The organism is Bradyrhizobium sp. 1(2017) (genome assembly GCF_011602485.2).
GTDB lineage: Bacteria > Pseudomonadota > Alphaproteobacteria > Rhizobiales > Xanthobacteraceae > Bradyrhizobium.
Genome location: NZ_CP050022.2, coordinates 3,396,777 through 3,417,894, shown reverse-complemented (window position 1 = coordinate 3,417,894; position 21,118 = coordinate 3,396,777). Strand labels below are relative to the sequence as shown.

Genomic DNA, 21,118 nt, shown 5'->3' with positions numbered 1-21,118 from the left:
ATCGTCGCGCCATGGATTTTGCAGCACTTAGCCGCGGGCTTGGGAACGAGGATGACGCAGACACTGATCCGCCTCACCGTGAACGGCAGAATCCACGACGTCACGGCAGAACGCCAGACGCCGCTGCTCTATGTGCTGCGCAATGATCTTCAGCTCAATGGCCCCAAATATGGTTGCGGCCTCGGCGAATGCGGCACCTGTACTGTCCTGATCGACGGCGCAGCCGCACGCTCCTGCGTGATTCCCGTGAGTGGCTGCATCGGGCGCGACATCGTGACGCTCGAAGGCCTCGGCACCCGCGACAAGCCTGATGTGGTGCAGCAGGCCTTCATCGACGAGCAGGCCGCACAATGCGGCTATTGCCTCAACGGCATGATCATGACGACCAAGGCGCTGCTGGCGGTCAATCCGCGACCGACCGAGACCGAGGCGATGGTGGCGCTGCGTTACAATCTCTGCCGCTGCGGCACCCATGTTGAAATCCTGCGCGCGGTGATGCGTGCATCAGGCCAGCTCATCGAGGCCGCTGATTGATGGCCTCCCCGATCCCGAACGGAGCTGAGCGGCCATCCGGTTCGCTCGTCGTCGTCCGCACCGTGGACGAGGTCACATCCGAGACCTTCATCCGCGTCACCGCGGATGGCTCGGTCACGGCCTATAACGGCCATGTCGATCTCGGCACCGGCATCCGCACCGCGCTCGGCCAGATCGTCGCCGAAGAGCTGGACGTGTCCTTTGCCCGCGTCGTCGTCGTGCTCGGCGATACCGCATTGGTGCCCAACCAAGGTGCGACCATCGCGAGCGAAACCATCCAGATCACCGCCGTCCCCCTGCGCAGGGCCGCCGCGCAGGCGCGACACTTCCTGATCGCGCGCGCGGCCGAACGGCTCGAGCTGCCGGAGACCGATCTCAGGATCGAGGACGGCCTCGTGCGCGGTCAGGATAATCGCAGCGTCAGCTATGGCGAGCTGATCGGCGGCGAAACCATTCGCCTCGAGCTCGCCGACGACGTCGCCGTGAAGCCCGTCGGCGACTACGCCATCGTCGGCCAGTCGATGCCGCGCGTCGACCTGCCCGGCAAGGCCACGGGCGAGCTCACCTTCGTGCACGATATCCGTGTGCCCGGCATGCTGCACGGCCGCGTGGTGCGGCCACCCTATGCCGGCGTCGATGCCGGCCCGTTCGTCGGCACCAGCCTTATCGCGGTAGATGAAACCTCGGTGCGCGACATTCCCGGCATCAAGGCCGTGGTGCGCATCGGCGATTTTGTCGGCGTGGTCGCCGAGCGCGAGGAGAATGCGATCCGCGCGGCGGAACAGCTCCAGGTGAGCTGGAAGCCGACGCCTGATCTCACCGATCTTGCCGATGTCGAGACCGCGCTGCGCGCCAATCCATCGACGCCGCGCACGCTGATCGACAAGGGCGACGTCGATGCCGCCATTGCCGGCGCCGCCAAGCCGATGCAGCGCACCTACGTCTGGCCGTATCAGATGCACGCCTCGATCGGCCCCTCCTGTGCGGTCGCCGATTTCCAGGATGGCAACATCCGCGTCTGGTCCGGCACGCAGAACCCGCATGTGCTGCGCAGCGATCTGGCGCTGCTGATCGAGCGGCCCGAGAGCGAGATCGAGGTCGTCCGCCTGGAGGCTGCCGGCTGCTACGGCCGCAACTGTGCCGACGACGTCACCGCGGACGCATTGCTGCTGTCGCGTGCGGTTGGCCGGCCCGTCCGCGTGCAATTGACCCGCGAGCAGGAGCACGCCTGGGAGCCCAAGGGCACCGCCCAGCTCATCGACGTCAATGGCGGATTGGACGCGAACGGCGGCGTCGCCGGTTACGATCTCGCCACGCGCTATCCCTCGAACGCCGCCCCGACGCTGGCATTGCTGTTGACGGGGCGGGTCTCGCCCGAGCCCGCCGTGCTCCAGATGGGCGACCGCACCGCGATCCCGCCCTATGATTATGACCACATGCGCGTGGTCGCCCACGACATGCCGCCGATCGTGCGCGCGTCCTGGTTTCGCGGCGTCTCGGCGTTGCCGAATACCTTCGCGCATGAATCCTATATCGACGAGGCCGCGACCGAGGCCGGCGTCGACCCGATCGAATACCGCCTGCGATATTTGAAAGACCCGCGCGCGATCGATCTCGTCAACGCGGTCGCCGAGCGCGCCGGCTGGACGCCGCGCCCCGTGCGTGAGGAGAAGGACGGCGAGGTCGTGCACGGGCGCGGCTTTGCCTATGCGCTCTACGTCCACAGCAAATTCCCCGGTTATGGCGCGGCATGGTCGGCCTGGATTGCCGATGTCGCCGTGAACAAGTCGACCGGCGACGTCAGCGTCACACGCATCGTCGCGGGACAGGACTCCGGCCTGATGATCAATCCGGACGGCGTGCGGCACCAGATCCACGGCAACGTCATCCAGTCCACCAGTCGCGCGCTGATGGAGGAGGTCTCCTTCGAGCGCGGCGCGGTGGCGGCGCGCGAATGGGGTGCTTACCCGATCATCCCCTTCCCCGCCGTGCCAAAGATCGACGTGCTGATGCTGCCGCGTCAGGACCAGCCGCCGCTCGGCGTCGGCGAATCCGCTTCGGTGCCGAGCGCCGCGGCGATCGCGAACGCGATCTTCGATGCCACCGGCGTGCGCTTTCGCGAGCCGCCATTCACGCCCGAGCGGATCCTGAAAGGGCTGCATAGGGATGCGCCGGCGACGCCACAGGCGCTGCCGGCTCCTGCCTCGCCGCCGTTTCGCGTCTGGGAAAATCCCTTCTCCAAGCGCGCCGGTCTCGTCGCGACGATTGCGGCCGTCTGCACCGCCGCGATCGGCATCGGCGCGGCGCTGCTTCCGGCCCGCGCCATCGCGCCGATCGCGCGGCCCGATGCGTCGGTCTATTCCGCAGCGACCATCGCGCGCGGCCAGCAGCTCGCCGCGCTCGGCAATTGCGCGGAGTGCCACACCAGCCTCGGCGGAGCGCCCAACGCCGGTGGTCGCGCGCTCCAGACGCCGTTCGGCACGATCCACGCGACCAACATCACGCCCGACGTCGAAACCGGCATCGGCGCCTGGTCCTATCCGGCCTTCGAGCGCGCGATGCGCGACGGGGTGCATCGCGACGGACGGCAGCTCTATCCCGCCTTCCCCTACACGCATTTTGCGAAGACCAGCGACGCCGACATGCAGGCGCTCTATGCCTACCTGATGGCCCAGCCCGCAGTGCGCGCGACGGCACCGGCGAATACACTCGCCTTCCCATTCAATTTGCGGCCGCTGCTCGCGGGCTGGAATGCGCTGTTCCACCAGACAACGGAATTCAAGCCCGATCCCGCGAAGTCCGAGCAGTGGAACCGCGGCGCCTATCTCGTCGAGGGTCTCGGCCATTGCAGCGGCTGCCATTCGCCGCGCAACACGCTCGGCGCCGAGCAGCGCAACGCTTATCTCGCCGGCGGCTTTGCCGAGGGTTGGGAAGCACCGCCGCTGACCTCGATCTCGCACGCACCGATCCCGTGGACCGAAGATGAGCTCTTCGCCTATTTGCGCACCGGCCATTCTCGCTACCACGGCGTCGCGGCCGGCCCGATGGCGCCCGTCGTCAGGGATCTCAAGGCTCTGCCCGACCAGGACATTCGCGCGATGGCGGTCTATCTGAACTCGTTCAACGAGACGGCGACCGACCGGCAAGCGCAGGATGCGCTCGCCGCGAAATTCGAGAGCACAACGCAAGTCTCCGCGGCCTCGTCCACCGGCGCGCGGCTCTATCTCGGCGCCTGCGCCGTCTGCCACGAGGTCGGCGGTCTGCCGCTGTTCGGCACCCGGCCCTCACTGGCGCTCAACAGCAATCTGCATAGCGCGACATCGGACAATCTCGTGCAGGCGATCCTGCACGGCATCACCGAGCCGGTGTCGAGCGATCTCGGCTACATGCCTGCCTTCAGAAACAGCATGAGCGATGCACAGGTCGAGGAGCTCGTCACCTTCTTGCGCAAGCAGTTCGCGCCGGGCAAGCCGGCCTGGACCGGCGTGCGCGAGACGATCGCGCGCGTGCGATCGTCCGTGGATTAGCGGCAGGACGCAATCAAGCGTGCTTCTTGATCTCCACTGGCGGCGTGCCGTGGGTGTGGAACGACTCGATCGTCTTGAGGCCCCAGGCCTGGCCCTTCTTACGCTCCTCTTCGGTCCACACGATCGGCTTCCAGTCGGGCGCGAGGATGAGACGTGCGCCGGCATTGGCGACCTCGACGCGGTTTCCGCCGGGCTCATAGACATAGAGGAAGAAAGTCTGCTGGATCGCGTGCTTGTGCGGCCCGGTCTCGATATGCACCCCGTTCTCCAGAAAGATGTCGGCGGCGCGCAGAATCTCCTCGCGGCTGTCGAGCGCGTAGGTGACGTGGTGGAAACGGCCGGGCGTGCCGGAATGATCGAGCGAATAGGCAAAGTCGTAGCTCTTGTTCGACATCGTCAGCCACATCGCCGCTTCCCGCCCGTCATTGAGCACGATCTGCTCGGTGAGCCGGCAGCCGAGATAATTCTCGAAGAACTCGCGGTTGGCCTTGATGTCGACGGCGAGGCAGTTGAGATGATCGAGGCGGCGAACGTTGACGCCGCGCGCCGGAAAGCGTTGCGCCTGGTTCTTGAGTGCGGGCTTCAGCTCCGGCGGCGCCTGATACCATTCGGTCTCGTAATAGAGCTCGACGATGTGGCCATCGGGATCGCGGCAGCGGAAGGTCGGCCCCTGCCCCATGTCACCGTCGATCCACCCGATGTCGAAGCCGGAACCCTTCAACGCCGCGACCCGGCGCTCCAGCGCCTGCTGGCTGCGCGCGCGCAGCGCCATATGCTCCATGCCCGATGTCTTCGAGGCCGTGAGCTTGAGCGAATAGCGCTCGTAATCGTCCCAGCCGCGCAAGTAGACCGACTCGCCCTTCTGCCCGCTGACGGTCATGCCCATGACGTCGACGAAGAATCTCAGGCTCTCGTCGGGCTTAGGCGTCAAGAGCTCCATGTGGCCGAGATGAGCGAGATCGAGGATCGGTTCGGGCTGCATGCTTTCCTCCAAAGGTGATTGCCAAGCGTGGCTGCGATCCGTGACCGTGGATCGTGCGATCGGGCGTCGGGCTGCAACGTGCTCACGCGCCCGCGGGCGGCCGTAAAGCCGGATCATTTGTACTAATGTACAAATGATTAGGTCCCGTCAACAAATCAGCAGCGGAGCGGCTCGGAACCCCGCCCCCGCGCACGATGACAATTGTTCCCGAAGCGCGGGCCTGACTGGCCGAATGGTAAAATCTTCCTAAACGCCCTCAGCCTTCCCCTGAAGCCGGAAATGCAGCTTTCTCTGCCATTTATGTTCCGAGACAGGCTCGGGAGCGAGCCTTCATCGCGGAATTACCGCGGATTTAACGAAGCGGCCACGCCTGCGGCTTAACCGTTTGTGCAGCCACGGCCGCGCATAGTCCTGGCCAAACCCCTTGCTCTTGCCAGGTTCTCTCATCGTGACATCCTTTGGACGCGTGATTTCTGTTCGCGGATCGCTGGCCCGGGTCGGGCTCCTGGCGGAAAGCCGGATGCCGGTCTCGGAGGTTCGGGCGACTGTCGGTCGCTTCGTCAGTATCCGCTGCGCCAGTTCGGTCATCGTCGCGATGATCACCGAGGTCTCCTGCGAAAACCTGTCGGGCAACGACAGTTACATCGCGATCGCCTCGGTCGACCTGCTCGGCGAGATCCTCAATGCCGCCGACAAGGCGAAATTCCAGCGCGGCGTCACCAATTATCCGACCATCGGCGATGCCGTCGACCTGATCACGAGCCAGGAGTTGCGCACGATCTACGCGCCGACCGGCTCGGACCAGATCAACGTCGGTTTCCTCCAGCAAGACCGCTCGGTCGTCGCCTATGTCGACGTCGAGGAGATGTTGTCCAAGCACTTCGCAGTGCTCGGGTCGACCGGCGTCGGCAAATCGACCGGCGTCTCGCTTCTGCTCAACGAGATCCTAAAGGCGCGGCCGAACCTGCGCATCTTCCTGCTCGACGTGCACAACGAATATGGCCGCTGCTTCGGCGACCGCGCGCTGGTGCTCAATCCGCGAAACCTGAAGCTGCCGTTCTGGCTGTTCAATTTCGAGGAAATCGTCGACGTGCTGTTCGGCGGCCGCGCCGGCGTGCCCGAGGAGCTCGACATCCTCGCCGAAGTGATCCCGCTCGCCAAGGGCGTCTACACCCAGTACCAGAACGCCGACCGCATCGGTCTGAAGCGCATCGATCCCAAGCAGGTTGGCTACACAGTCGATACGCCGGTGCCCTACCGCCTCGTCGACCTGATGTCGCTGATCGACGAGCGCATGGGCAAGCTGGAAAACCGCTCCTCGCGCATCATCTATCACAAGCTGATCTCGCGCATCGAGGCCGTGCGCAACGACCCGCGCTACGCCTTCATGTTCGACAACGCCAATGTCGGCGGCGACACCATGGCCGAGGTCATCAGCCATCTGTTCCGCCTGCCGGCCAACGGCAAGCCGATGACGGTGATGCAGCTCGCGGGCTTCCCGGCCGAAGTGATCGATTCCGTCGTCTCGGTGCTCTGCCGCATGGCCTTCGACTTCGGGCTTTGGAGCGACGGCGTGTCGCCCCTGCTGTTCGTGTGCGAGGAAGCGCACCGCTACGCCTCCGCCGACCGCAACGTCGGCTTCGGCCCGACCCGCAAGGCGGTGTCGCGCATCGCCAAGGAAGGCCGCAAATACGGCGTCTATCTCGGCCTGATCACGCAGCGCCCCGCGGAGCTCGACGCCACCATCATCTCCCAGTGCAACACGCTGTTCACGATGCGGCTTGCCAACGACCGCGACCAGGCGCTGCTTCGCGCCGCCGTGTCGGACGCGGCCGCGAACCTCTTGTCCTTCGTGCCCTCGCTCGGCACCCGTGAGGTGCTGGCCTTCGGCGAAGGCGTCGCGCTGCCGACGCGCTTGCGCTTCAAGGAGGTGCCGCCGCATCAATTGCCGCGCGGCGAAGCCACCATCTCGAGCGTGCCGTCGGTCACGTCCGGTCACGACATGCATTTCGTCGGCGCCGTGCTCGAACGCTGGCGCGGCGCCACCTCGCAGCGCGACGTGCCGAACGATCCGGTATTCTCGGCCCCTCCCGCCAAGACGCTCGGGAGCGTCGAAGCCCCGATGCTGCAGCCCTCGATGGGCCTCGATCCCGATCGCTTCTCGCTGCTCAAGAAGCCGTTGCGATAAGCCGCATTCGTGTCCCGGATGCGCTGCAGCGTGCAACGCTGCAGCGCAGAGCCGGGATCCACGCCAGGATTGCTGCGCGTTGAACATCCGGCCCTTTGCCCGGCCCGACTCACGTTCTCCGTGTCACTCACGTCTTCCGCCGCAGGCTCCAGAGGCTTCCGGCCAGCAGCACGGCGGTCACGAGCAGGATGGCGACAAGGGTCTGGATGATGGTGAAGTTCAGCGCATCGCGCGCCACGAACAGCGCGGTGATGGCACCGGCGATAACAAACAGAATGCGCAGGATCAGGCTCATTGTCGCGTCTCCGGGTCGGCATGATCCGGAGCTCACTCGCCTCCCGCATTGCCAGCAACGCGTGTTCGCCCCTCATGCATCGCGACCGTAGCGGCTTGCAGCGGCCAGGATTTGCGGCATGTCAATTATGTGCGCGCCATCCGGATGCCGGATCGCGGCGTGATCTGCGTTGCTTGCGCCCGCGAGCTGCTATTCCGCTAGCGTTTGCCCATCAACTCCAGCGCCGGAGCAAAGCGCTCGGAGAATGTCAGTGTCTTGGCATGATGAACCGCGGCGAAGGATGCCGAAATCCCGGCCGAGGCGAGGGCGAGCGCGGCAAGAACGAAAACCAGACGGCGCATTTTGGCCTCCTGTGTGAGCTCGACTACGCCATAGAAGTGGGGCCGGTCTGTTTCAGGACGGTTTCATCGGCACGAAAAATGATGTCGCTCAAGCGTCTGTGATGAGGTCCGGCTTATCAAGGCGCGTGCCATAACCAACTAACAAGTATCGCCGTTGTTTTGCGGCGGTCGTGAACAGCGCCAGAAATCTTGTGCGCGCGATCACGCAGGTTGTCCGCACCAGGCATCATCTGCTGACATGCGAAGTGGTCGAGGATTACTCAAATGGACGTCGTCATCCGGAAGCTCAATGGCTTGTGGCACCTCATCGTCGGGTCGTGCCAGATCCGAACGCCGTTCCTGGAAACCCAGGACCGCGCTCTGGTCGTGACGTATGCGCGGCGCATCTATCCCGGCGCCAAGATCTTCCAACGCGACTGATTCATCGGGTTGCGTTCCTAATCATCCTCTGCCGGCCCGCACCAACCCGGCAGATAGACCGCATCCTTGCTTCTGGCGGAGACCATCGCCTTCTCGAGCGCCTTGCCGAAATCGGCATCGACGGCCTTGCGTGAAAGCTTTCGGCGCAGATAGTCGGCCCACAGGAATTCGGAGAACGGGGTCGTATCCTTGGCGAAGCCGCCGATGCGGCGGAGCTCGCCGGCAAGACTGCGGAAAGGGTCATCCTTGAGGTCGACGACCGATTTCGGCAGGTCGCGGAACGGCCGCCTCTCGCCCTTGGCGTCGTAGGGATAGACCCAGCGCTTGTTGTCCATGACGCCCCAGAAAGCGTCGCGCTCGACCATTCTGAGGTCGCCGACGATGGTGACCAGCACCTCCTTGATGCCCTCGTCATGCAATGCGCGGCCGAGATGATGATGGTCGATCACGTAATAGCGCTCATCGGGTCCGTAGACGACGGGGATCATGTGCTTGCCGAGCAGGTCGGCCTGCTTCTTGCTGTCGTGCTCGCGCCAGCGCTTGCGCTTTTCCTTGACCTCGCGCATGCCGACCGTCATCTGCGTCGGCCGAAGCGCCAGGATCGGGACCGGATGCACTCTCGGCTCGCGCGTATTGGTCATGGTCGAACGGTCCCTTGCATGATTGTAAATTGGGGGATCAGGTTCCCCGGACTATGGCATGGCCCCTCGGTCGGCAAAATGCGTTGGGCGGCCCGCGGAGATCACAAGCCGATGTGAACGGGGATAAGGAGGCGCGAGCTCCCCGGCCTTTGCTGCAACGCACCCCGCGCATTTCCTCGCCGCGTCGCGGCCGGCCCGTGACGATTGACGGTGCGCTATGCAAAATAGTGCCACCAGATAATACGCGCGCACGTTGAGAAGATTTTCTGCAACACCTTCGTCACGTATGCTATCTAAAAATCGCTGCTTCGGAGTGATCCTTTCCCCATGAAAACCCAGCGGCCCATAAGCTCTGATGACGAGCACCGGGTGCTCCAGTTCAGGCCGCGCACCTCGCCTTCTCCGATGGATCGCCGGGGGAACGGTACCGTGCAGCCGTTGCGTGCGACGCCTGAGTCGCTCGACCTGTCGCGCTACGAGCAGCCCCGCAGCGGACCGGACGATTACCGCCATCGCATGCTGGCCAACATCGCAGCACTCGCCTTTACCATCGCCCTGACCGCGATCGGGATCTGGCTCGCGGTAAGCATCGCCGACCTGCGCCGGACCCAGGATTGCGTGCTGATGGGCCGCCGCGACTGCGCCAAGATCACGACGCCGCACATTTAGGCTCGTCTTGCGGCCGTACGCTCGGCGAACCGGCTATCGCGGGCATCCCCAGCCCTGTCTCATGCTATCCCCGTTGGCTTGCCCGGCTCCATTGAACTCAGGGCGGCGCTCCGATATACGGGCTTTCGACCCGGCCAGAGGGGGGTTTGAGGGCGTCATCAGGGGCGCGATGCCCACCCACCGCGCCACTCTGGAAATCTGATAAATATCCGCAATATATCAAAGGCTTAGTGATGTCTTCCACATTCGATCAGGTCGCCACGATCATCGCTGAAACCTGCGACATCCCGCGCGACACGATCACGCCGGATAGCCATGCCATCGACGATCTCGGCATCGACAGCCTCGATTTCCTTGATATCGCCTTCGCGATCGACAAGCAGTTCGGCATCAAGCTCCCGCTGGAAAAGTGGACCCAGGAGGTCAACGACGGCAAGGCGACCACCGAGCAGTATTTCGTCCTGAAGAACCTGTGCGCGCGCATCGACGAGCTCGTCGCGGCCAAGGGCGCGAGCGCCTAAGCGCGCAGCCATGCAACTCGAATACTTCCACATGATCGATCGGATCGTCGACCTCAACGTCGACGCGAAGACGATCGTCGTCGAGGCCCAGGTTCCGAACGCAAGCACCATCTTCGAGGGGCACTTCCCGGGCTATCCCTTGATGCCCGGCGTGCTCCTGATCGAATCGATGGCGCAGGCTTCGGGCTGGCTTCAGCTCGGCGTTCTGAAGTTCGAACGCATGCCGATCCTCGCCGCCGTGAAGGAGGCCAAGGTCCGCGGCTCGGTTTTCCCCGGTGACGTCATGAGCATCGAGGCGATCCTGTCCCATCAGGGCTCGGGTTACGCCGTGACCGAAGCCAAGATCCGGGTCGGCGGCAAGCTGCGCGCGAACTCGACGCTCACGTTCACGCAGATCCCGTTCCCCAATGCGAATATGCGCGGACACATGGACGCGATCGCCAAGCGCGTCGGCTTCCCGCAACAGGCCGTATCGCCATGACTGAAACTGCTTCGAAGCCCGGCCAGACGGAAGTCTGGATCACCGGCATTGGGCTTGCCACCTCGCTGGGCGAGGGGCTGGACGCCAACTGGACCGCGCTCCAGGAGAAGCGCATCAATGTCGACGAGAAGGGCTTTGCGCCCTACATCTTCCACCCCTTGATGCCCGTTACCTTCGACAGCCAGATTCCGAAGAAGGGTGACCAGCGCCAGATGGAAGCCTGGCAGCGCATCGGCACCTATGCCGCCGGCCTGGCGCTCGATTCCGCCGGGATCAAGGGCAACAAGGACATCCTGTCGAAAATCGACATGGTGGTCGCCGCAGGCGGCGGCGAGCGCGATCTCAATGTCGACTGCGGCGTGCTCACGGCCGAGGCCAAGGGCGCCAACGCGCCTGGCTTCCTCAACGAGCGGCTGATGAGCGATCTCAGGCCGACGCTGTTCCTGGCCCAGCTCTCCAACCTGCTCGCCGGCAATATCGCGATCGTCCACGGGCTCGGCGGCACCTCGCGGACCTTCATGGGCGAAGAGGTCGCCGGCGCCGACGCCGCCCGCATTGCGCTCGCGCGCATCGCCTCGGGGGAGAGCGACATCGCGCTGATCGGCGGCTCGCACAATGGCGAGCGCAAGGACCTCATGGTTCTCTACGAATTCGGCGACTTCAATTTGAAGGACAAATTCGCGCCGGTATGGTCCCGCAAGGACCATCCCGGATTCGCGCTCGGCTCGGCCGGTGCGTTCCTGGTGCTGGAATCGCGGGCGCATGCGGAGGCGCGCGGTGCAAAACCGTTCGCAAAGCTGTCGAGCGTCGTTGCCGATCTCGCTAGGCGCAAGCAGACCGGCGACATGACCGCGACGCTGGAGAAGCTTTGGGCCAAGCTGCCGAAGCGCGAAGGCAAGGCCGCGATCATCACGGGCGCGACCGGTGCTGAGCCGGCGACGAGCGAAGAGCGCAGCTTCCTGAAGAACCATGCGGACCTGCCGGTGCGCTCGACCGGTACGATGTTCGGCCACGCCATGGAGACGCAGTTCCCGCTCGGCATCGCGCTCGCCGCCCTGGCGATCTCGCGCGGCGCGTTGTTCCCGCCGAACGATTCCACCGGCACCGAGATTGAAATGCAGGGCGCGCCGACCCAGATTGTGGTGGTGGGAGCCGGACACTGGCGCGGCGAAGGCATGGCGCTGGTCGAGGCGGTGAGCTAAAGCGCGTCGCGCTTTGGCGGATGCTAAGCTCTATCGGGGGATCGACATGACTGCACCACGCGACAAACTCGGGCGTCCCGTCGTCGTCGTCACCGGCATGGGCATCATGACCTCGCTCGGCGCCGGCAAGGCCGACAATTGGGCAAAGCTGGTTGCCGGCGAATCCGGCATCCGCACCATCACGCGCTTTCCGGTCGACGGCCTGAAGACCACGATGGCCGGCACTGTCGATTTCGTCAGCGTCGATCCATTCTCCTCCACCGCCCTGTCCGAACGGATGGCCGAGCTGGTGACCGAGGAAGCCCTGGAGCAGGCCGGCATCGGTGCCAAGGCCGATTTTCCGGGTCCCCTCTTCCTCGCGGTCGCACCGGTCGAGGTCGAATGGCCGCAGCGCAGCGAGCTCGGCCGCGCCGTCGGCAAGCTCGAATTCAACTATGACGATCTGCTGCGCATTTCCGGCGGCGGCAAGTACACCGCCTATCATCACCGCTTCATGTTCGGCTCGGTCGCCGCGCATCTCGCCGAGGCCTTTGGCACCAAGGGCTCGCCGATCTCGCTGTCGACCGCCTGCGCCTCAGGCGCGACCTCGATCCAGCTCGGCGTCGAGGCGATCCGCCGCGGCGAGACAGATGCCGCGCTGTGCGTCGCGACCGACGGCACGGTGAATCCGGAAGCGCTGGTGCGCTTCTCGCTGCTCTCGGCGCTGTCGACCCAGAACGATCCGCCGCAGGCGGCCTCCCGCCCCTTCTCCAAGAATCGCGACGGCTTCGTCATGGCCGAAGGCGCCGGCGCCCTTGTGCTGGAGAGCTACGAGGCGGCCACCGCGCGCGGCGCAAAAATCCTCGGTGTGATCGCCGGCTGCGGCGAGCTCACCGATTCCTTCCATCGCACCCGCTCGTCTCCCGATGGGAAGCCGATTATCGGCTGCATGAACAAGACGCTGGCCGATGCCGGCATGACGCCGGACCAGATCGACCACATCAACGCACACGGCACCGCGACGCCCGAGAACGACAAGATGGAGTTCAACACGACCTCGGCCGTGTTCGGCGAGCTCGCGCAGAAGATTCCGGTCACCTCCAACAAGTCGATGGTCGGCCACACCATCTCGGCCGCCGGCGCGGTCGAGGCGATCTTCTCGCTGCTCACGCTCGAGCATCAGCGCATCCCGCCGACGATCAACTACGACAATCCGGATCCCACGATCCTGTTCGACGTCGTCGGCAACAAGGCCCGCGATGCCCGCGTCACCGCTGTGATGTCGAACTCGTTCGGCTTCGGCGGCCAGAACGCCTCGCTGATCCTGACCCGCGAACCGGCCTGACCGGTCGCATGAAATTGCTTCCTGCGAGGATGAAGGCCCGCGCGCGGGAGGTGACCAAGTCGGTCGGCGGAAGCCTGATCGGCGCCGCGACCGTCGGCATGCTGCGCACCACGCGCTATTTCGATGCAGGCAGGACCTCGGACTTTTTTGCGCGCGTCGTCAAGCGGATCGGGCCGCGCCTGCGCGAGCACCGCATCGGGCGCGCCAATCTCACCGCGGCGTTTCCGGAAAAATCGCCTGAGGAGATCGAGCGCATCCTGATGGGCGTCTGGGACAATCTCGGCCGCGTCGGCGCCGAATTCGCCCATATCGACCACGTCTGGAATTACGACCGCGATCACCCCGAGAAGAGCCGGATCGAGTTGTCGCCGCGCAGCATCGAGCTGTTCGACCAGATCCGCGACGACGGTAAGCCGGCGCTGATCTTCGCCGCGCATCTCGCCAATTGGGAATTGCCGGCGCTCGCTGGCGTCGCGCATGGGCTGGATACCGCGATCCTCTATCGCCGGCCGAACATCGCCTCTGCCGACCGCATCATCCAGGAAATGCGCCAGGTCAACATGGGCACGCTGATCCCGGCGGGCCGCGATGCGCCCTTGCGGCTCGCGCAGGCGCTGAAGGACGGCAAGCACGTCGCCATGCTGATCGATCAGTATCTGACCGGCGGCGTCGAGGTCAGCTTCTTCGGCCGCAAGACCCGCGCCAACCCGATGCTGGCACGGCTCTTGCGCCAGATCGAATGCCCGATCCACGGCGTCCGCATCATCCGCCTGCCCGGCGGCCGCTTTCGCGGCGAGCTCACCGAGGAGATCAAGCCGGTGCGCGACGCCGACGGCAAGATCGACATCCAGGGCACGACGCAGGCGATCACCAGCGTGGTCGAAGGCTGGGTACGCGAGCATCCCGAGCAGTGGCTGTGGCTGCATCGAAGGTGGCGGTAGCTGCTCCGTCATTGTGAGGAGCGAAGCGACGAAGCAATCCAGAGCGCCTCCGCGGAAAGATTCTGGATTGTTTCGCTTAGCTAGCAATGACGCGAGTGTACCTCTACCTTCCCGTCTTCACCTTGGTCCAGAGCCGGTTGATGATGCGCTGCGTCGCCGGCTCGCGCGCCGTGATGACGAACAGCTTTGCTAGCGTCGCCTCGTCCGGATAGATGTTCTTGTCGTTCAGGATCTTCGGATCGACCAGCTTCTGGCTGGCGAGGTTGCCGCTCGCGTAGGACAGGAAGCTCGAATTCCTGGCGGCGACATCCGGGCGGTAGAGATAGTTGATCAGCTCGTAGGCTTCCTTGACGTTCTTTGCATCCGCAGGGATCGCGAGATTGTCGAAGAACATCTGCGCGCCCTCCTTCGGAATCGCGTAGCCGATCTCGACGCCGCTGCTGTTGTCTTTCTTGGCCTCCGCCGCGCGGGCGCGGGCTTGCATGATGTCGCCGGACCAGCCGACCACGAAGCAGATCTCGCCGGTCGCGAGCGCGCTCAGGTATTCTGACGAGTGGAACTTGCGCACGGACGGGCGGACCTTGGCGACGGCATCAGCGGCCTTCTCGAGGTCGGCCTGCTTGGTCGAGTTCGGATCGAGCCCGAGATAGTTCAGCGCTGCGGGAAAGATGTCGTCGGCGGAGTCGAGCATGTGCACGCCGCAATCTTTGAACTTGGAAAGGTTTTCCGGCTTGAAGACGATGTCCCAGCTGTCGATCTTGGCGTCGGCCCCGAGGATCTGCTTCAGCTTGGCGACGTTGTAGCCGATGCCCGTGGTGCCCCACATGTAGTTGGCGGCGAAGTCGTTGCCGGGATCGTAGGTCGCGAGATTCTTCGTCACCATCGGCCAAGCGTTGGCGAGGTTCGGCAGCTTCGACTTGTCGAGCTTCTGGAAGATGTTGGCCTTGATCTGGCGCTGCAGGAAATAGGCCGTGGGCACCACGACGTCGTAGCCGGACTTGCCGGCCATCAGGCGCGTCTCCAGCGTCTCGTTGGCATCAAAGGTGTCGTAGACCACCTTGATGCCGGTCTCCTTGGTGAAGGCCTCAAGGACGTCAGGCGCGATGTAGTTGGACCAGTTGTAGAAGTTGACGACCCGCTCCTCGGCGCCTGCGCGAGGCGAGAGCAACGTCAGCGCTGCGGCGATTGCAAAACCGAGGCAAAGCCTGGAGCGGCCGACGTTCGTCATCTCAGGTCTACCTCTTCCGCCCGCGCACCGCGTCCGACAACCGTTCCAGTGCGGTGTCGAGGGTCTCGTCCTTCTTGGCAAAGCAGAAGCGCACCACCGAAGTCACGGGATCCTGCTCGTAGAAGGCCGACACCGGGATCGCCGCGACCTTGTAGTCCTTCACGATCCGCCAGCAGAACTCGGTGTCGCTCTCGTTGAGCCCGAGCGGCGACAGGTCGACGGTGAGGAAGTAGGTTCCTTGCGACTTCAGCACGGGGAAGCCGAGGCTTTCGAGGCCCTTGGTCAGGCGGTCCCTGCTCCGCGTCAGGTCCTTGCGCATCGACAGGAAGTAGTCGTCGGACTTGCCGAGGCCGTAGGCGACGGCGGCCTGCAGGTTCGGTGCGGTGGTGAAGGTCAGGAACTGGTGCACCTTGGCGGCGACGCGCAAGAGCGGCGGCGCGGCACAGACGAAGCCGATCTTCCAGCCCGTCAGCGAGAAGATCTTGCCGGCCGAGCCGACCTTGATGGTGCGGTCGCGCATGCCGGGGATGGTGATCAGCGGGATGTGCTTGTGCTCGTCGAAGGTGACGTGCTCCCAGACCTCGTCGCAGATCGCGATGGCGTCGAACTCCTGGCAGTAGCGCGCGAGCAGTTCGAGATCCTCGCGCGGATAGACCACCGCCGACGGATTCAGAGGATTGTTGAAGAGCACCGCCTTGGTCTTTGAGTTGAAGACGCTTTTCAGCATATCCTCATTCAGCCGCCAGTGCGGTGGCTCGAGCCGGACGAGGCGCGGAATGCCGCCGGCCTGCCGGATGATCGGCAGATAGGAATCATAAACCGGCTGGAAGCAGACCACCTCGTCGCCGGGCTGAACCACCGCGAGGATCGCCGAGGTCAGCGCCTCGGTGCCGCCGGAGGTCACCATCACCTCGCTCATCGGATCGAGCTTGAGGCCGTGCCAATGGCCGTAGTGGGTCGCGATGGCCTGACGCAGTTCCGGCAGGCCCATCATCGATGGATACTGGTTGTAGCCGTTCAGCGAGGCCTCGGCCGCGGCGCGGCGGATGTCCTCGGGCCCGGGATCGTCGGGGAAACCCTGGCCGAGATTGATGGCATTGTTGTCGCGCGCGGCCTGCGACATCGCCTCGAAGATGGTGACGGGAAGGTCGGCGAAGACCTTGTTCAGGGACGAGCTTTTGGACATCGGCCGGATCAGCCACCGACCTTGCTGGGAAGTCCGGCCGCCTTCCAGCCGAGCATGCCGCCGGCGAGGTGCTTGTCGTAAGGCAGGCCCGCCGCCTGCGCCGCCAGCGAGGCCGTCACCGAGCGCTTGCCCGAGCGGCAGGCGAACACAACCTGCTTGCCTTGCGGATCCGGGATCGCCTTGGGATCGAAAGTCGAGAGCGGCACCACGACGCCGTAGGGATAGGCCTCGGCCTCGACCTCGTTCGGCTCGCGGACGTCGACGAGCAGATAGCGGCCTTCCTCGACACCCTTGGAGACCTCGTCCGGGGTCAGATCTTGTACCTGGTTCGCCACATCATCCTCCAACGTCGCGCCTGTCGGCCGGGGCGATCCCGGCCGGCGCGCAACCTCGCCTCTCGGGACGCGAAAATCAAGCGCTACAAAGGCTTGAGCCGCGCGGCGTAAGTTAAAGCTAAATCGCAGCGACTTGAAGTGCGATCACCAAATGGACGATCAGATCGTCACCTGCGTTCCCACCTCGACGACACGGCCGGAGGGGATCTGGAAATAGTCGGTGGCATCGTTCGCCGAGCGGCTCAGCGAGATGAACAGCCGGTCCTGCCAGCGCGGCATGCCGGAATGGGCCGCCGGCTTCAGCGCCCTCCGCGACAGGAAGAATGAGGTCGACATGATGTCGAACTGCCAACCGAGCTTGCGGGCGATCGCCAGCGCCTTCGGCACGTTGGGCGATTCCATGAAGCCGAACTTCAGCGTCACCTTGGAGAAGGTCGGTGAGATCTGCTCCAGCCTCACCCGCTCGCCCGGGTCGATCCGCGGGGTCTGGGCGGTCTCGATGGTGAGAATGACGTTCTTCTCATGCAGCACCTTGTAGTGTTTCAGACTATGCATCAGCGCGGTGGGCGCGCTGAGCGGGTCCGAGGTCAGGAACACGGCGGTGCCGGGCACGCGCTGCGGCGGCCGCTTCTCCAGCATGGCCACGAGGTCGGCGAGCGGGAACTCGAGCTTGCGCGACTTCTCGAACAGCAGCCGGCTGCCGCGCCGCCACGTGTACATCAGGATGATCATCAGCGCGCCGAGGGCCAGGGGCACCCAGCCGCCCTCGACCACCTTGAGCAGGTTGGCGGTAAGAAAAGTCAGATCGAGGAACAGGAACGGCGCAATCAGGGCCGCGGCCGCAATTGGCGACCACCGCCACACCTTCCAGACCACGACAAAGCCCATCATCGCCGTGACCACCATGGTGCCGGTGACGGAGATGCCGTAGGCGGATGCCAGCGCACTGGAGGAGCGAAACAGCAGCACCAGCAGCACCACGGCAAGCAGCAAAAGCTGGTTGATGCGCGGGATGAAGATCTGGCCGGAATGGGCTTCGGACGTATGGCGAATTTCGAAGCGCGGCAGCAGTCCGAGCTGGATCGCCTGACGCGTTAGCGAATAGGCGCCGGTGATGACTGCCTGGCTGGCGATGACGGTCGCCATGGTGGCGAGCACAACCATGCAGCCACGGAAGAATCCTTGCGGGAACAGCTGGAAGAACGGGCTGACGATCGCGCCGGGATCGCCGAGCACGAGCGCCCCCTGCCCCAGATAGTTCAGCGCCAGCGACGGCAGCACGATGAGCAGCCAGGCGGTCTGGATCGGCCGCTTGCCGAAATGGCCGAGGTCGGCATAGAGCGCCTCGGCGCCCGTGACGGCCAGGAACACCGCGCCCAGCGTCACGAAGCCGATGACGCCGTGGTGAAGCATGAACGACACGGCGTAGAGCGGGTTCAGCGCGTACAGCACCTGCGGCTGCTCGATGATCGGGTGGATCGCGGCGGCCGCGAGCACCGCGAACCAGACGCACATGATCGGACCGAAGAACGCGGCAACGCGGGCGGTACCGCGGGATTGCACCGCGAACAGGGCGACCAGGATCACGACGGTCAGGGGAACGATATAAGGCTCGAACCGTAATGTGACGTCCTTCATGCCCTCAATCGCCGACAGCACCGACAGCGCCGGCGTGATCACGGCATCGCCGTAGAACAGCGCACCTGAGATGATTCCGAGCAGGACGACGGTGGCACCTCCGGTGCCGACGGCGCGCTGGGCCAAGGCCATCAACGCGAGCGTGCCGCCCTCGCCGTTGTTGTCGGCGCGGAGCAGGATGACGACATATTTGAGCGTCACCACGACGATGAGCGCCCAAAGGATGAGGGAAACCACGCCGAGAACGGCTGCCGGCGTGGGCGCGCCTTCGGGGCCCGAGGCGGCCATCACCGCTTCGCGGAACGCGTAGAGCGGGCTGGTGCCGATATCGCCGTAGACCACACCGATGCTGCCAAGGGTCAGCGCACCGAAACGGGCGGTGGTGTGGGCCTCGCCATGCCCATTGGCCGCCGCCGTTTCCGGGGCGGTAATCACTACGTCGCTTGTCATGGGAGAGCCTGGTGGCCTCTAAAATGCTTCACTGCACAATGGCAGAAAGGGCGCGCGGCTTATAGTCCTGCGCTGCCGGCATAGCCTAGCCCGATTCTGGAGCTTAGCCATGCATATTTGCATGGCTATGGCAGTTGCGTTCTAGATGGTGACCTGGGTCCCGACTTCAACCACGCGCCCGGTGGGGATCTGGAAATAGTCGGTGGCATCATTAGCGGACCGACTGAGCGCGATGAAGATGTGGTCCTGCCACAACGGCATGCCCGATTGCGCCGAAGCCTTCAGCGACCTGCGCGACACGAAGAACGACGTCGACATGATGTCGAACTGCCAGCCCTGCTTGCGCGCGATCGCGAGCGCCTTCGGCACGTTCGGTTGCTCCATGTAGCCGAAGCGCAGGCGGACTTTCGAGAACTTCTCGCTGATCTTCTCCATGCGGAACCGCTCCGACAGATCGACCCGCGGCGTCTGCGCGGTCTCTATTGTCAGGATCACGTTGTGCTCGTGCAGCACCTTGTTGTGCTTCAAATTGTGCAGCAGCGCGGTCGGCACGAAAGCGGGATCGCTGGTGAGGAACACCGCGGTGCCCTTGACGATATGCGGGGGCCGCTTCTCCAGGCTCCGGATCAGATCGTCCAGCGGCACCTCGATCCGACGCGTCTTCTGGATCAGGATTGCCGAACCCTTCCGCCAGGTCCAGATCGTCCCTGCCATGGCAATGCCAAACAGCAGCGGCACCCAGGCGCCCTCGAGCAGCTTGAGCAGATTGGCGCTGAAGAAGCTCAGGTCGACGACGACGAAGGGCACGATCACGGCCGCAGCCGTGGCAGCGCGCCAGTTCCACAACTTCCAGATCACGACGAAGCCCATGATGCCGTCGGCGACCATGGTGGTGGAGACCGCGATACCATAGGCCGAAGCCAGATTGCTGGGTGTGTGGAACAGGAGCACCAGCAGCATCACGCCGATCAACAGCAGCCGGTTCACGCGCGGCAGATAGATCTGGCCGGCGTGAGTCTCGGAGGTGTAGCGCACCTCGAAGCGCGGAAGCAGGCCGAGCTGCACCGCCTGATAGACCAGCGAATAGGCGCCGGTGATCACCGCCTGGCTCGCGATCACGGTCGCGGCGGTGGCAAGGCCGACCAGCGGCAGCACCAGACTTTCAGGCACCATGCGATAGAAGGAATGCTCGATCGCGCTTGGATCGGACAGCACCAGCGCGCCCTGCCCGAAATAATTGACCAGGAGCGCGGGCAGCACGAAGAACATCCAGGCCGACTGGATCGGCTTGCGGCCGAAATGGCCGAGATCGGCATAAAGCGCCTCGCCCCCGGTCACCGCTAGGAACACGGCGCCCAGCGTCACGAGGCCAATCGTGCCGTGCGACAGCACGAACTGCACCGCGTAATAGGGATTGATCGCCGCCAGCACGGTGGGGTCATCGGCGATGTGGACGGCGCCCATCACCGCGATGACGGCGAACCACACCACCATCACCGGCCCGAAGGCCGAGGCCACCAGCGCGGTCCCCTTGCTCTGGACCGCGAACAGCAGCGCGAGGATGAGGACGGTGAGCGGCACCACATAGTGCTCGAACGCGGGAGTCGCGAGCTTGAGACCCTGGACCGCCGAGAGCACCGAGATCGCCGGCGTGATCATGGAATCGCCGATGAACATGGATGCGCCGACGACGCCGAGCGCGAGCAAGACCCAGCTTCGTCGCCCGAGCGCGCGCTGGCCGAGCGCCATCAGCGAGAGTGTGCCGCCCTCCCCGTTATTGTCGGCGCGCAGCAGCAGCAGGACATATTTGGCGGTGACGACGATCAGCAGCGCCCACAGGATCAGCGAGAGCACGCCGAGCACGATGACCCGCGAGACAGGCTCGCCATGAGCCGCGCCCTTGACGGCCTCGTGGAATGCATAGAGCGGCGAGGTGCCGATATCGCCGAAGACGACACCGATGCTCCCGAGCGTGAGGGCCCAAAAACCTGATGTGACCGGTTGCCCGTCCTGGGTCTCGGTCGATGAGATGCTCGCCGTCATGGGGGTGGAAAACGTTTCGTCCCTGAATTCGATCCGGCGCCTTTTGACGTTTCCGCCGCGCCTGTCAACGGCCCATCACCATAGCAGCCGCCGAGACAGAAGCTGTGACACCGTAGCAACGTTCATCGCCAGCGCGACGACATGCCTCAGGTAAGATGGTAATGCAAGACCG

Annotated in this window: 19 protein-coding genes; 10 read left to right on the top strand and 9 right to left on the bottom strand. The window is 64.5% G+C overall.

The window, feature by feature from the left end; translation table 11 throughout:
* The first annotated feature begins 51 nt into the window (after positions 1–51).
* Both HAP40_RS15855 and HAP40_RS15850 read left to right on the top strand, forming a co-directional pair.
* Positions 52–534 carry a (2Fe-2S)-binding protein gene (locus HAP40_RS15855; RefSeq protein WP_166816935.1) on the top strand — a complete coding sequence of 161 codons (483 nt, stop codon included), beginning with the start codon at positions 52–54 and terminating at the stop codon, positions 532–534.
* Positions 534–4,061 (top strand): molybdopterin cofactor-binding domain-containing protein, encoded by a 3,528-nt coding sequence (locus tag HAP40_RS15850; protein ID WP_166816936.1) that lies wholly within the window; start codon positions 534–536, stop codon positions 4,059–4,061. The genes HAP40_RS15855 and HAP40_RS15850 overlap by 1 nt, the downstream gene beginning before the upstream one ends.
* Positions 4,062–4,074: 13 nt before the next feature.
* Here HAP40_RS15850 and HAP40_RS15845 read toward each other — a convergent pair whose 3' ends face one another.
* Complete coding sequence (locus tag HAP40_RS15845; RefSeq protein WP_166816937.1) at positions 4,075–5,043, bottom strand: catechol 2,3-dioxygenase; 969 nt, start codon at positions 5,041–5,043, stop codon at positions 4,075–4,077.
* A gap of 448 nt (positions 5,044–5,491) precedes the next feature.
* Between HAP40_RS15845 and HAP40_RS15840 the strand changes: the two genes are divergently transcribed.
* Positions 5,492–7,231, top strand: coding sequence for an ATP-binding protein (locus tag HAP40_RS15840; RefSeq protein ID WP_166816938.1), 1,740 nt, complete (start codon positions 5,492–5,494; stop codon positions 7,229–7,231).
* A 127-nt stretch (positions 7,232–7,358) separates the two neighbouring features.
* Here the strand turns inward: HAP40_RS15840 and HAP40_RS15835 are convergent, their stop codons facing one another.
* Together HAP40_RS15835 and HAP40_RS15830 are read right to left on the bottom strand one after the other, a co-directional pair.
* Positions 7,359–7,526, bottom strand: coding sequence for a hypothetical protein (locus HAP40_RS15835; RefSeq protein ID WP_166816939.1), 168 nt, complete (start codon positions 7,524–7,526; stop codon positions 7,359–7,361).
* A gap of 197 nt (positions 7,527–7,723) precedes the next feature.
* Positions 7,724–7,867, bottom strand: a complete 144-nt coding sequence (locus tag HAP40_RS15830; RefSeq protein ID WP_166816940.1) for a hypothetical protein — start codon at positions 7,865–7,867, stop codon at positions 7,724–7,726.
* A gap of 264 nt (positions 7,868–8,131) precedes the next feature.
* Here HAP40_RS15830 and HAP40_RS15825 point away from each other — a divergent pair, with 264 nt between their 5' ends.
* The gene (locus tag HAP40_RS15825; protein WP_166816941.1) at positions 8,132–8,287 is read left to right on the top strand and encodes a hypothetical protein; all 156 of its coding nucleotides are present in this window, start codon (positions 8,132–8,134) and stop codon (positions 8,285–8,287) included.
* Positions 8,288–8,304: 17 nt separating this feature from the next.
* Here the strand turns inward: HAP40_RS15825 and HAP40_RS15820 are convergent, their stop codons facing one another.
* Positions 8,305–8,928, bottom strand: a complete 624-nt coding sequence (locus tag HAP40_RS15820; protein ID WP_166816942.1) for a ParB-like protein — start codon at positions 8,926–8,928, stop codon at positions 8,305–8,307.
* Positions 8,929–9,255: 327 nt separating this feature from the next.
* Here HAP40_RS15820 and HAP40_RS15815 point away from each other — a divergent pair, with 327 nt between their 5' ends.
* The 6 genes from HAP40_RS15815 to HAP40_RS15790 all read left to right on the top strand — a co-directional run bounded on the left by HAP40_RS15815 (position 9,256) and on the right by HAP40_RS15790 (position 14,066).
* Positions 9,256–9,597 carry a hypothetical protein gene (locus HAP40_RS15815; RefSeq protein WP_166816943.1) on the top strand — a complete coding sequence of 114 codons (342 nt, stop codon included), beginning with the start codon at positions 9,256–9,258 and terminating at the stop codon, positions 9,595–9,597.
* 233 nt (positions 9,598–9,830) lie between these two features.
* Positions 9,831–10,118 carry an acyl carrier protein gene (locus HAP40_RS15810; RefSeq protein ID WP_007592476.1) on the top strand — a complete coding sequence of 96 codons (288 nt, stop codon included), beginning with the start codon at positions 9,831–9,833 and terminating at the stop codon, positions 10,116–10,118.
* Positions 10,119–10,128: 10 nt separating this feature from the next.
* Complete coding sequence (locus tag HAP40_RS15805; protein ID WP_166816944.1) at positions 10,129–10,599, top strand: 3-hydroxyacyl-ACP dehydratase FabZ family protein; 471 nt, start codon at positions 10,129–10,131, stop codon at positions 10,597–10,599.
* Entirely contained in the window at positions 10,596–11,801 is a 1,206-nt protein-coding gene (locus tag HAP40_RS15800) for a beta-ketoacyl-ACP synthase (RefSeq protein ID WP_166816945.1), read from the top strand. Before HAP40_RS15805 ends, HAP40_RS15800 begins: the two co-directional genes overlap by 4 nt.
* A gap of 46 nt (positions 11,802–11,847) precedes the next feature.
* Positions 11,848–13,125: a beta-ketoacyl-ACP synthase gene (locus tag HAP40_RS15795; protein ID WP_166816946.1), complete on the top strand. Its 1,278-nt coding sequence runs from the start codon at positions 11,848–11,850 to the stop codon at positions 13,123–13,125.
* Positions 13,126–13,133: 8 nt separating this feature from the next.
* Complete coding sequence (locus HAP40_RS15790; protein ID WP_166816947.1) at positions 13,134–14,066, top strand: lipid A biosynthesis lauroyl acyltransferase; 933 nt, start codon at positions 13,134–13,136, stop codon at positions 14,064–14,066.
* Positions 14,067–14,169: 103 nt separating this feature from the next.
* Here HAP40_RS15790 and HAP40_RS15785 read toward each other — a convergent pair whose 3' ends face one another.
* The 5 genes from HAP40_RS15785 to HAP40_RS15765 form a co-directional block, all read right to left on the bottom strand.
* Complete coding sequence (locus tag HAP40_RS15785; protein WP_166816948.1) at positions 14,170–15,294, bottom strand: polyamine ABC transporter substrate-binding protein; 1,125 nt, start codon at positions 15,292–15,294, stop codon at positions 14,170–14,172.
* Between the two features lie 7 nt (positions 15,295–15,301).
* Positions 15,302–16,480 carry an aminotransferase gene (locus HAP40_RS15780; protein WP_166816949.1) on the bottom strand — a complete coding sequence of 393 codons (1,179 nt, stop codon included), beginning with the start codon at positions 16,478–16,480 and terminating at the stop codon, positions 15,302–15,304.
* Between the two features lie 8 nt (positions 16,481–16,488).
* The gene (locus HAP40_RS15775; RefSeq protein WP_166816950.1) at positions 16,489–16,815 is read right to left on the bottom strand and encodes a rhodanese-like domain-containing protein; all 327 of its coding nucleotides are present in this window, start codon (positions 16,813–16,815) and stop codon (positions 16,489–16,491) included.
* Between the two features lie 159 nt (positions 16,816–16,974).
* Complete coding sequence (locus HAP40_RS15770; RefSeq protein WP_166816951.1) at positions 16,975–18,903, bottom strand: potassium transporter Kup; 1,929 nt, start codon at positions 18,901–18,903, stop codon at positions 16,975–16,977.
* Positions 18,904–19,044: 141 nt separating this feature from the next.
* The gene (locus tag HAP40_RS15765; protein ID WP_166816952.1) at positions 19,045–20,946 is read right to left on the bottom strand and encodes a potassium transporter Kup; all 1,902 of its coding nucleotides are present in this window, start codon (positions 20,944–20,946) and stop codon (positions 19,045–19,047) included.
* Positions 20,947–21,118: the final 172 nt, after the last annotated feature.

Excerpts from the sequence above, each read along its gene's own strand:
- HAP40_RS15845 (WP_166816937.1), bottom strand. The coding sequence starts at position 5,043 with ATGCAGCCCGAACCGATCCTCGATCTCGCTCATCTCGGCCACATGGAG.
- HAP40_RS15820 (WP_166816942.1), bottom strand. The coding sequence starts at position 8,928 with ATGACCAATACGCGCGAGCCGAGAGTGCATCCGGTCCCGATCCTGGCG.
- HAP40_RS15795 (WP_166816946.1), top strand. The coding sequence starts at position 11,848 with ATGACTGCACCACGCGACAAACTCGGGCGTCCCGTCGTCGTCGTCACC.
- HAP40_RS15835 (WP_166816939.1), bottom strand. The coding sequence starts at position 7,526 with ATGAGCCTGATCCTGCGCATTCTGTTTGTTATCGCCGGTGCCATCACC.
- HAP40_RS15780 (WP_166816949.1), bottom strand. The coding sequence starts at position 16,480 with ATGTCCAAAAGCTCGTCCCTGAACAAGGTCTTCGCCGACCTTCCCGTC.
- HAP40_RS15785 (WP_166816948.1), bottom strand. The coding sequence starts at position 15,294 with ATGACGAACGTCGGCCGCTCCAGGCTTTGCCTCGGTTTTGCAATCGCC.
- HAP40_RS15790 (WP_166816947.1), top strand. The coding sequence starts at position 13,134 with ATGAAATTGCTTCCTGCGAGGATGAAGGCCCGCGCGCGGGAGGTGACC.
- HAP40_RS15765 (WP_166816952.1), bottom strand. The coding sequence starts at position 20,946 with ATGACGGCGAGCATCTCATCGACCGAGACCCAGGACGGGCAACCGGTC.
- HAP40_RS15850 (WP_166816936.1), top strand. The coding sequence starts at position 534 with ATGGCCTCCCCGATCCCGAACGGAGCTGAGCGGCCATCCGGTTCGCTC.
- HAP40_RS15815 (WP_166816943.1), top strand. The coding sequence starts at position 9,256 with ATGAAAACCCAGCGGCCCATAAGCTCTGATGACGAGCACCGGGTGCTC.
- HAP40_RS15800 (WP_166816945.1), top strand. The coding sequence starts at position 10,596 with ATGACTGAAACTGCTTCGAAGCCCGGCCAGACGGAAGTCTGGATCACC.
- HAP40_RS15805 (WP_166816944.1), top strand. The coding sequence starts at position 10,129 with ATGCAACTCGAATACTTCCACATGATCGATCGGATCGTCGACCTCAAC.
- HAP40_RS15770 (WP_166816951.1), bottom strand. The coding sequence starts at position 18,903 with ATGACAAGCGACGTAGTGATTACCGCCCCGGAAACGGCGGCGGCCAAT.
- HAP40_RS15825 (WP_166816941.1), top strand. The coding sequence starts at position 8,132 with ATGGACGTCGTCATCCGGAAGCTCAATGGCTTGTGGCACCTCATCGTC.
- HAP40_RS15810 (WP_007592476.1), top strand. The coding sequence starts at position 9,831 with ATGTCTTCCACATTCGATCAGGTCGCCACGATCATCGCTGAAACCTGC.
- HAP40_RS15830 (WP_166816940.1), bottom strand. The coding sequence starts at position 7,867 with ATGCGCCGTCTGGTTTTCGTTCTTGCCGCGCTCGCCCTCGCCTCGGCC.
- HAP40_RS15855 (WP_166816935.1), top strand. The coding sequence starts at position 52 with ATGACGCAGACACTGATCCGCCTCACCGTGAACGGCAGAATCCACGAC.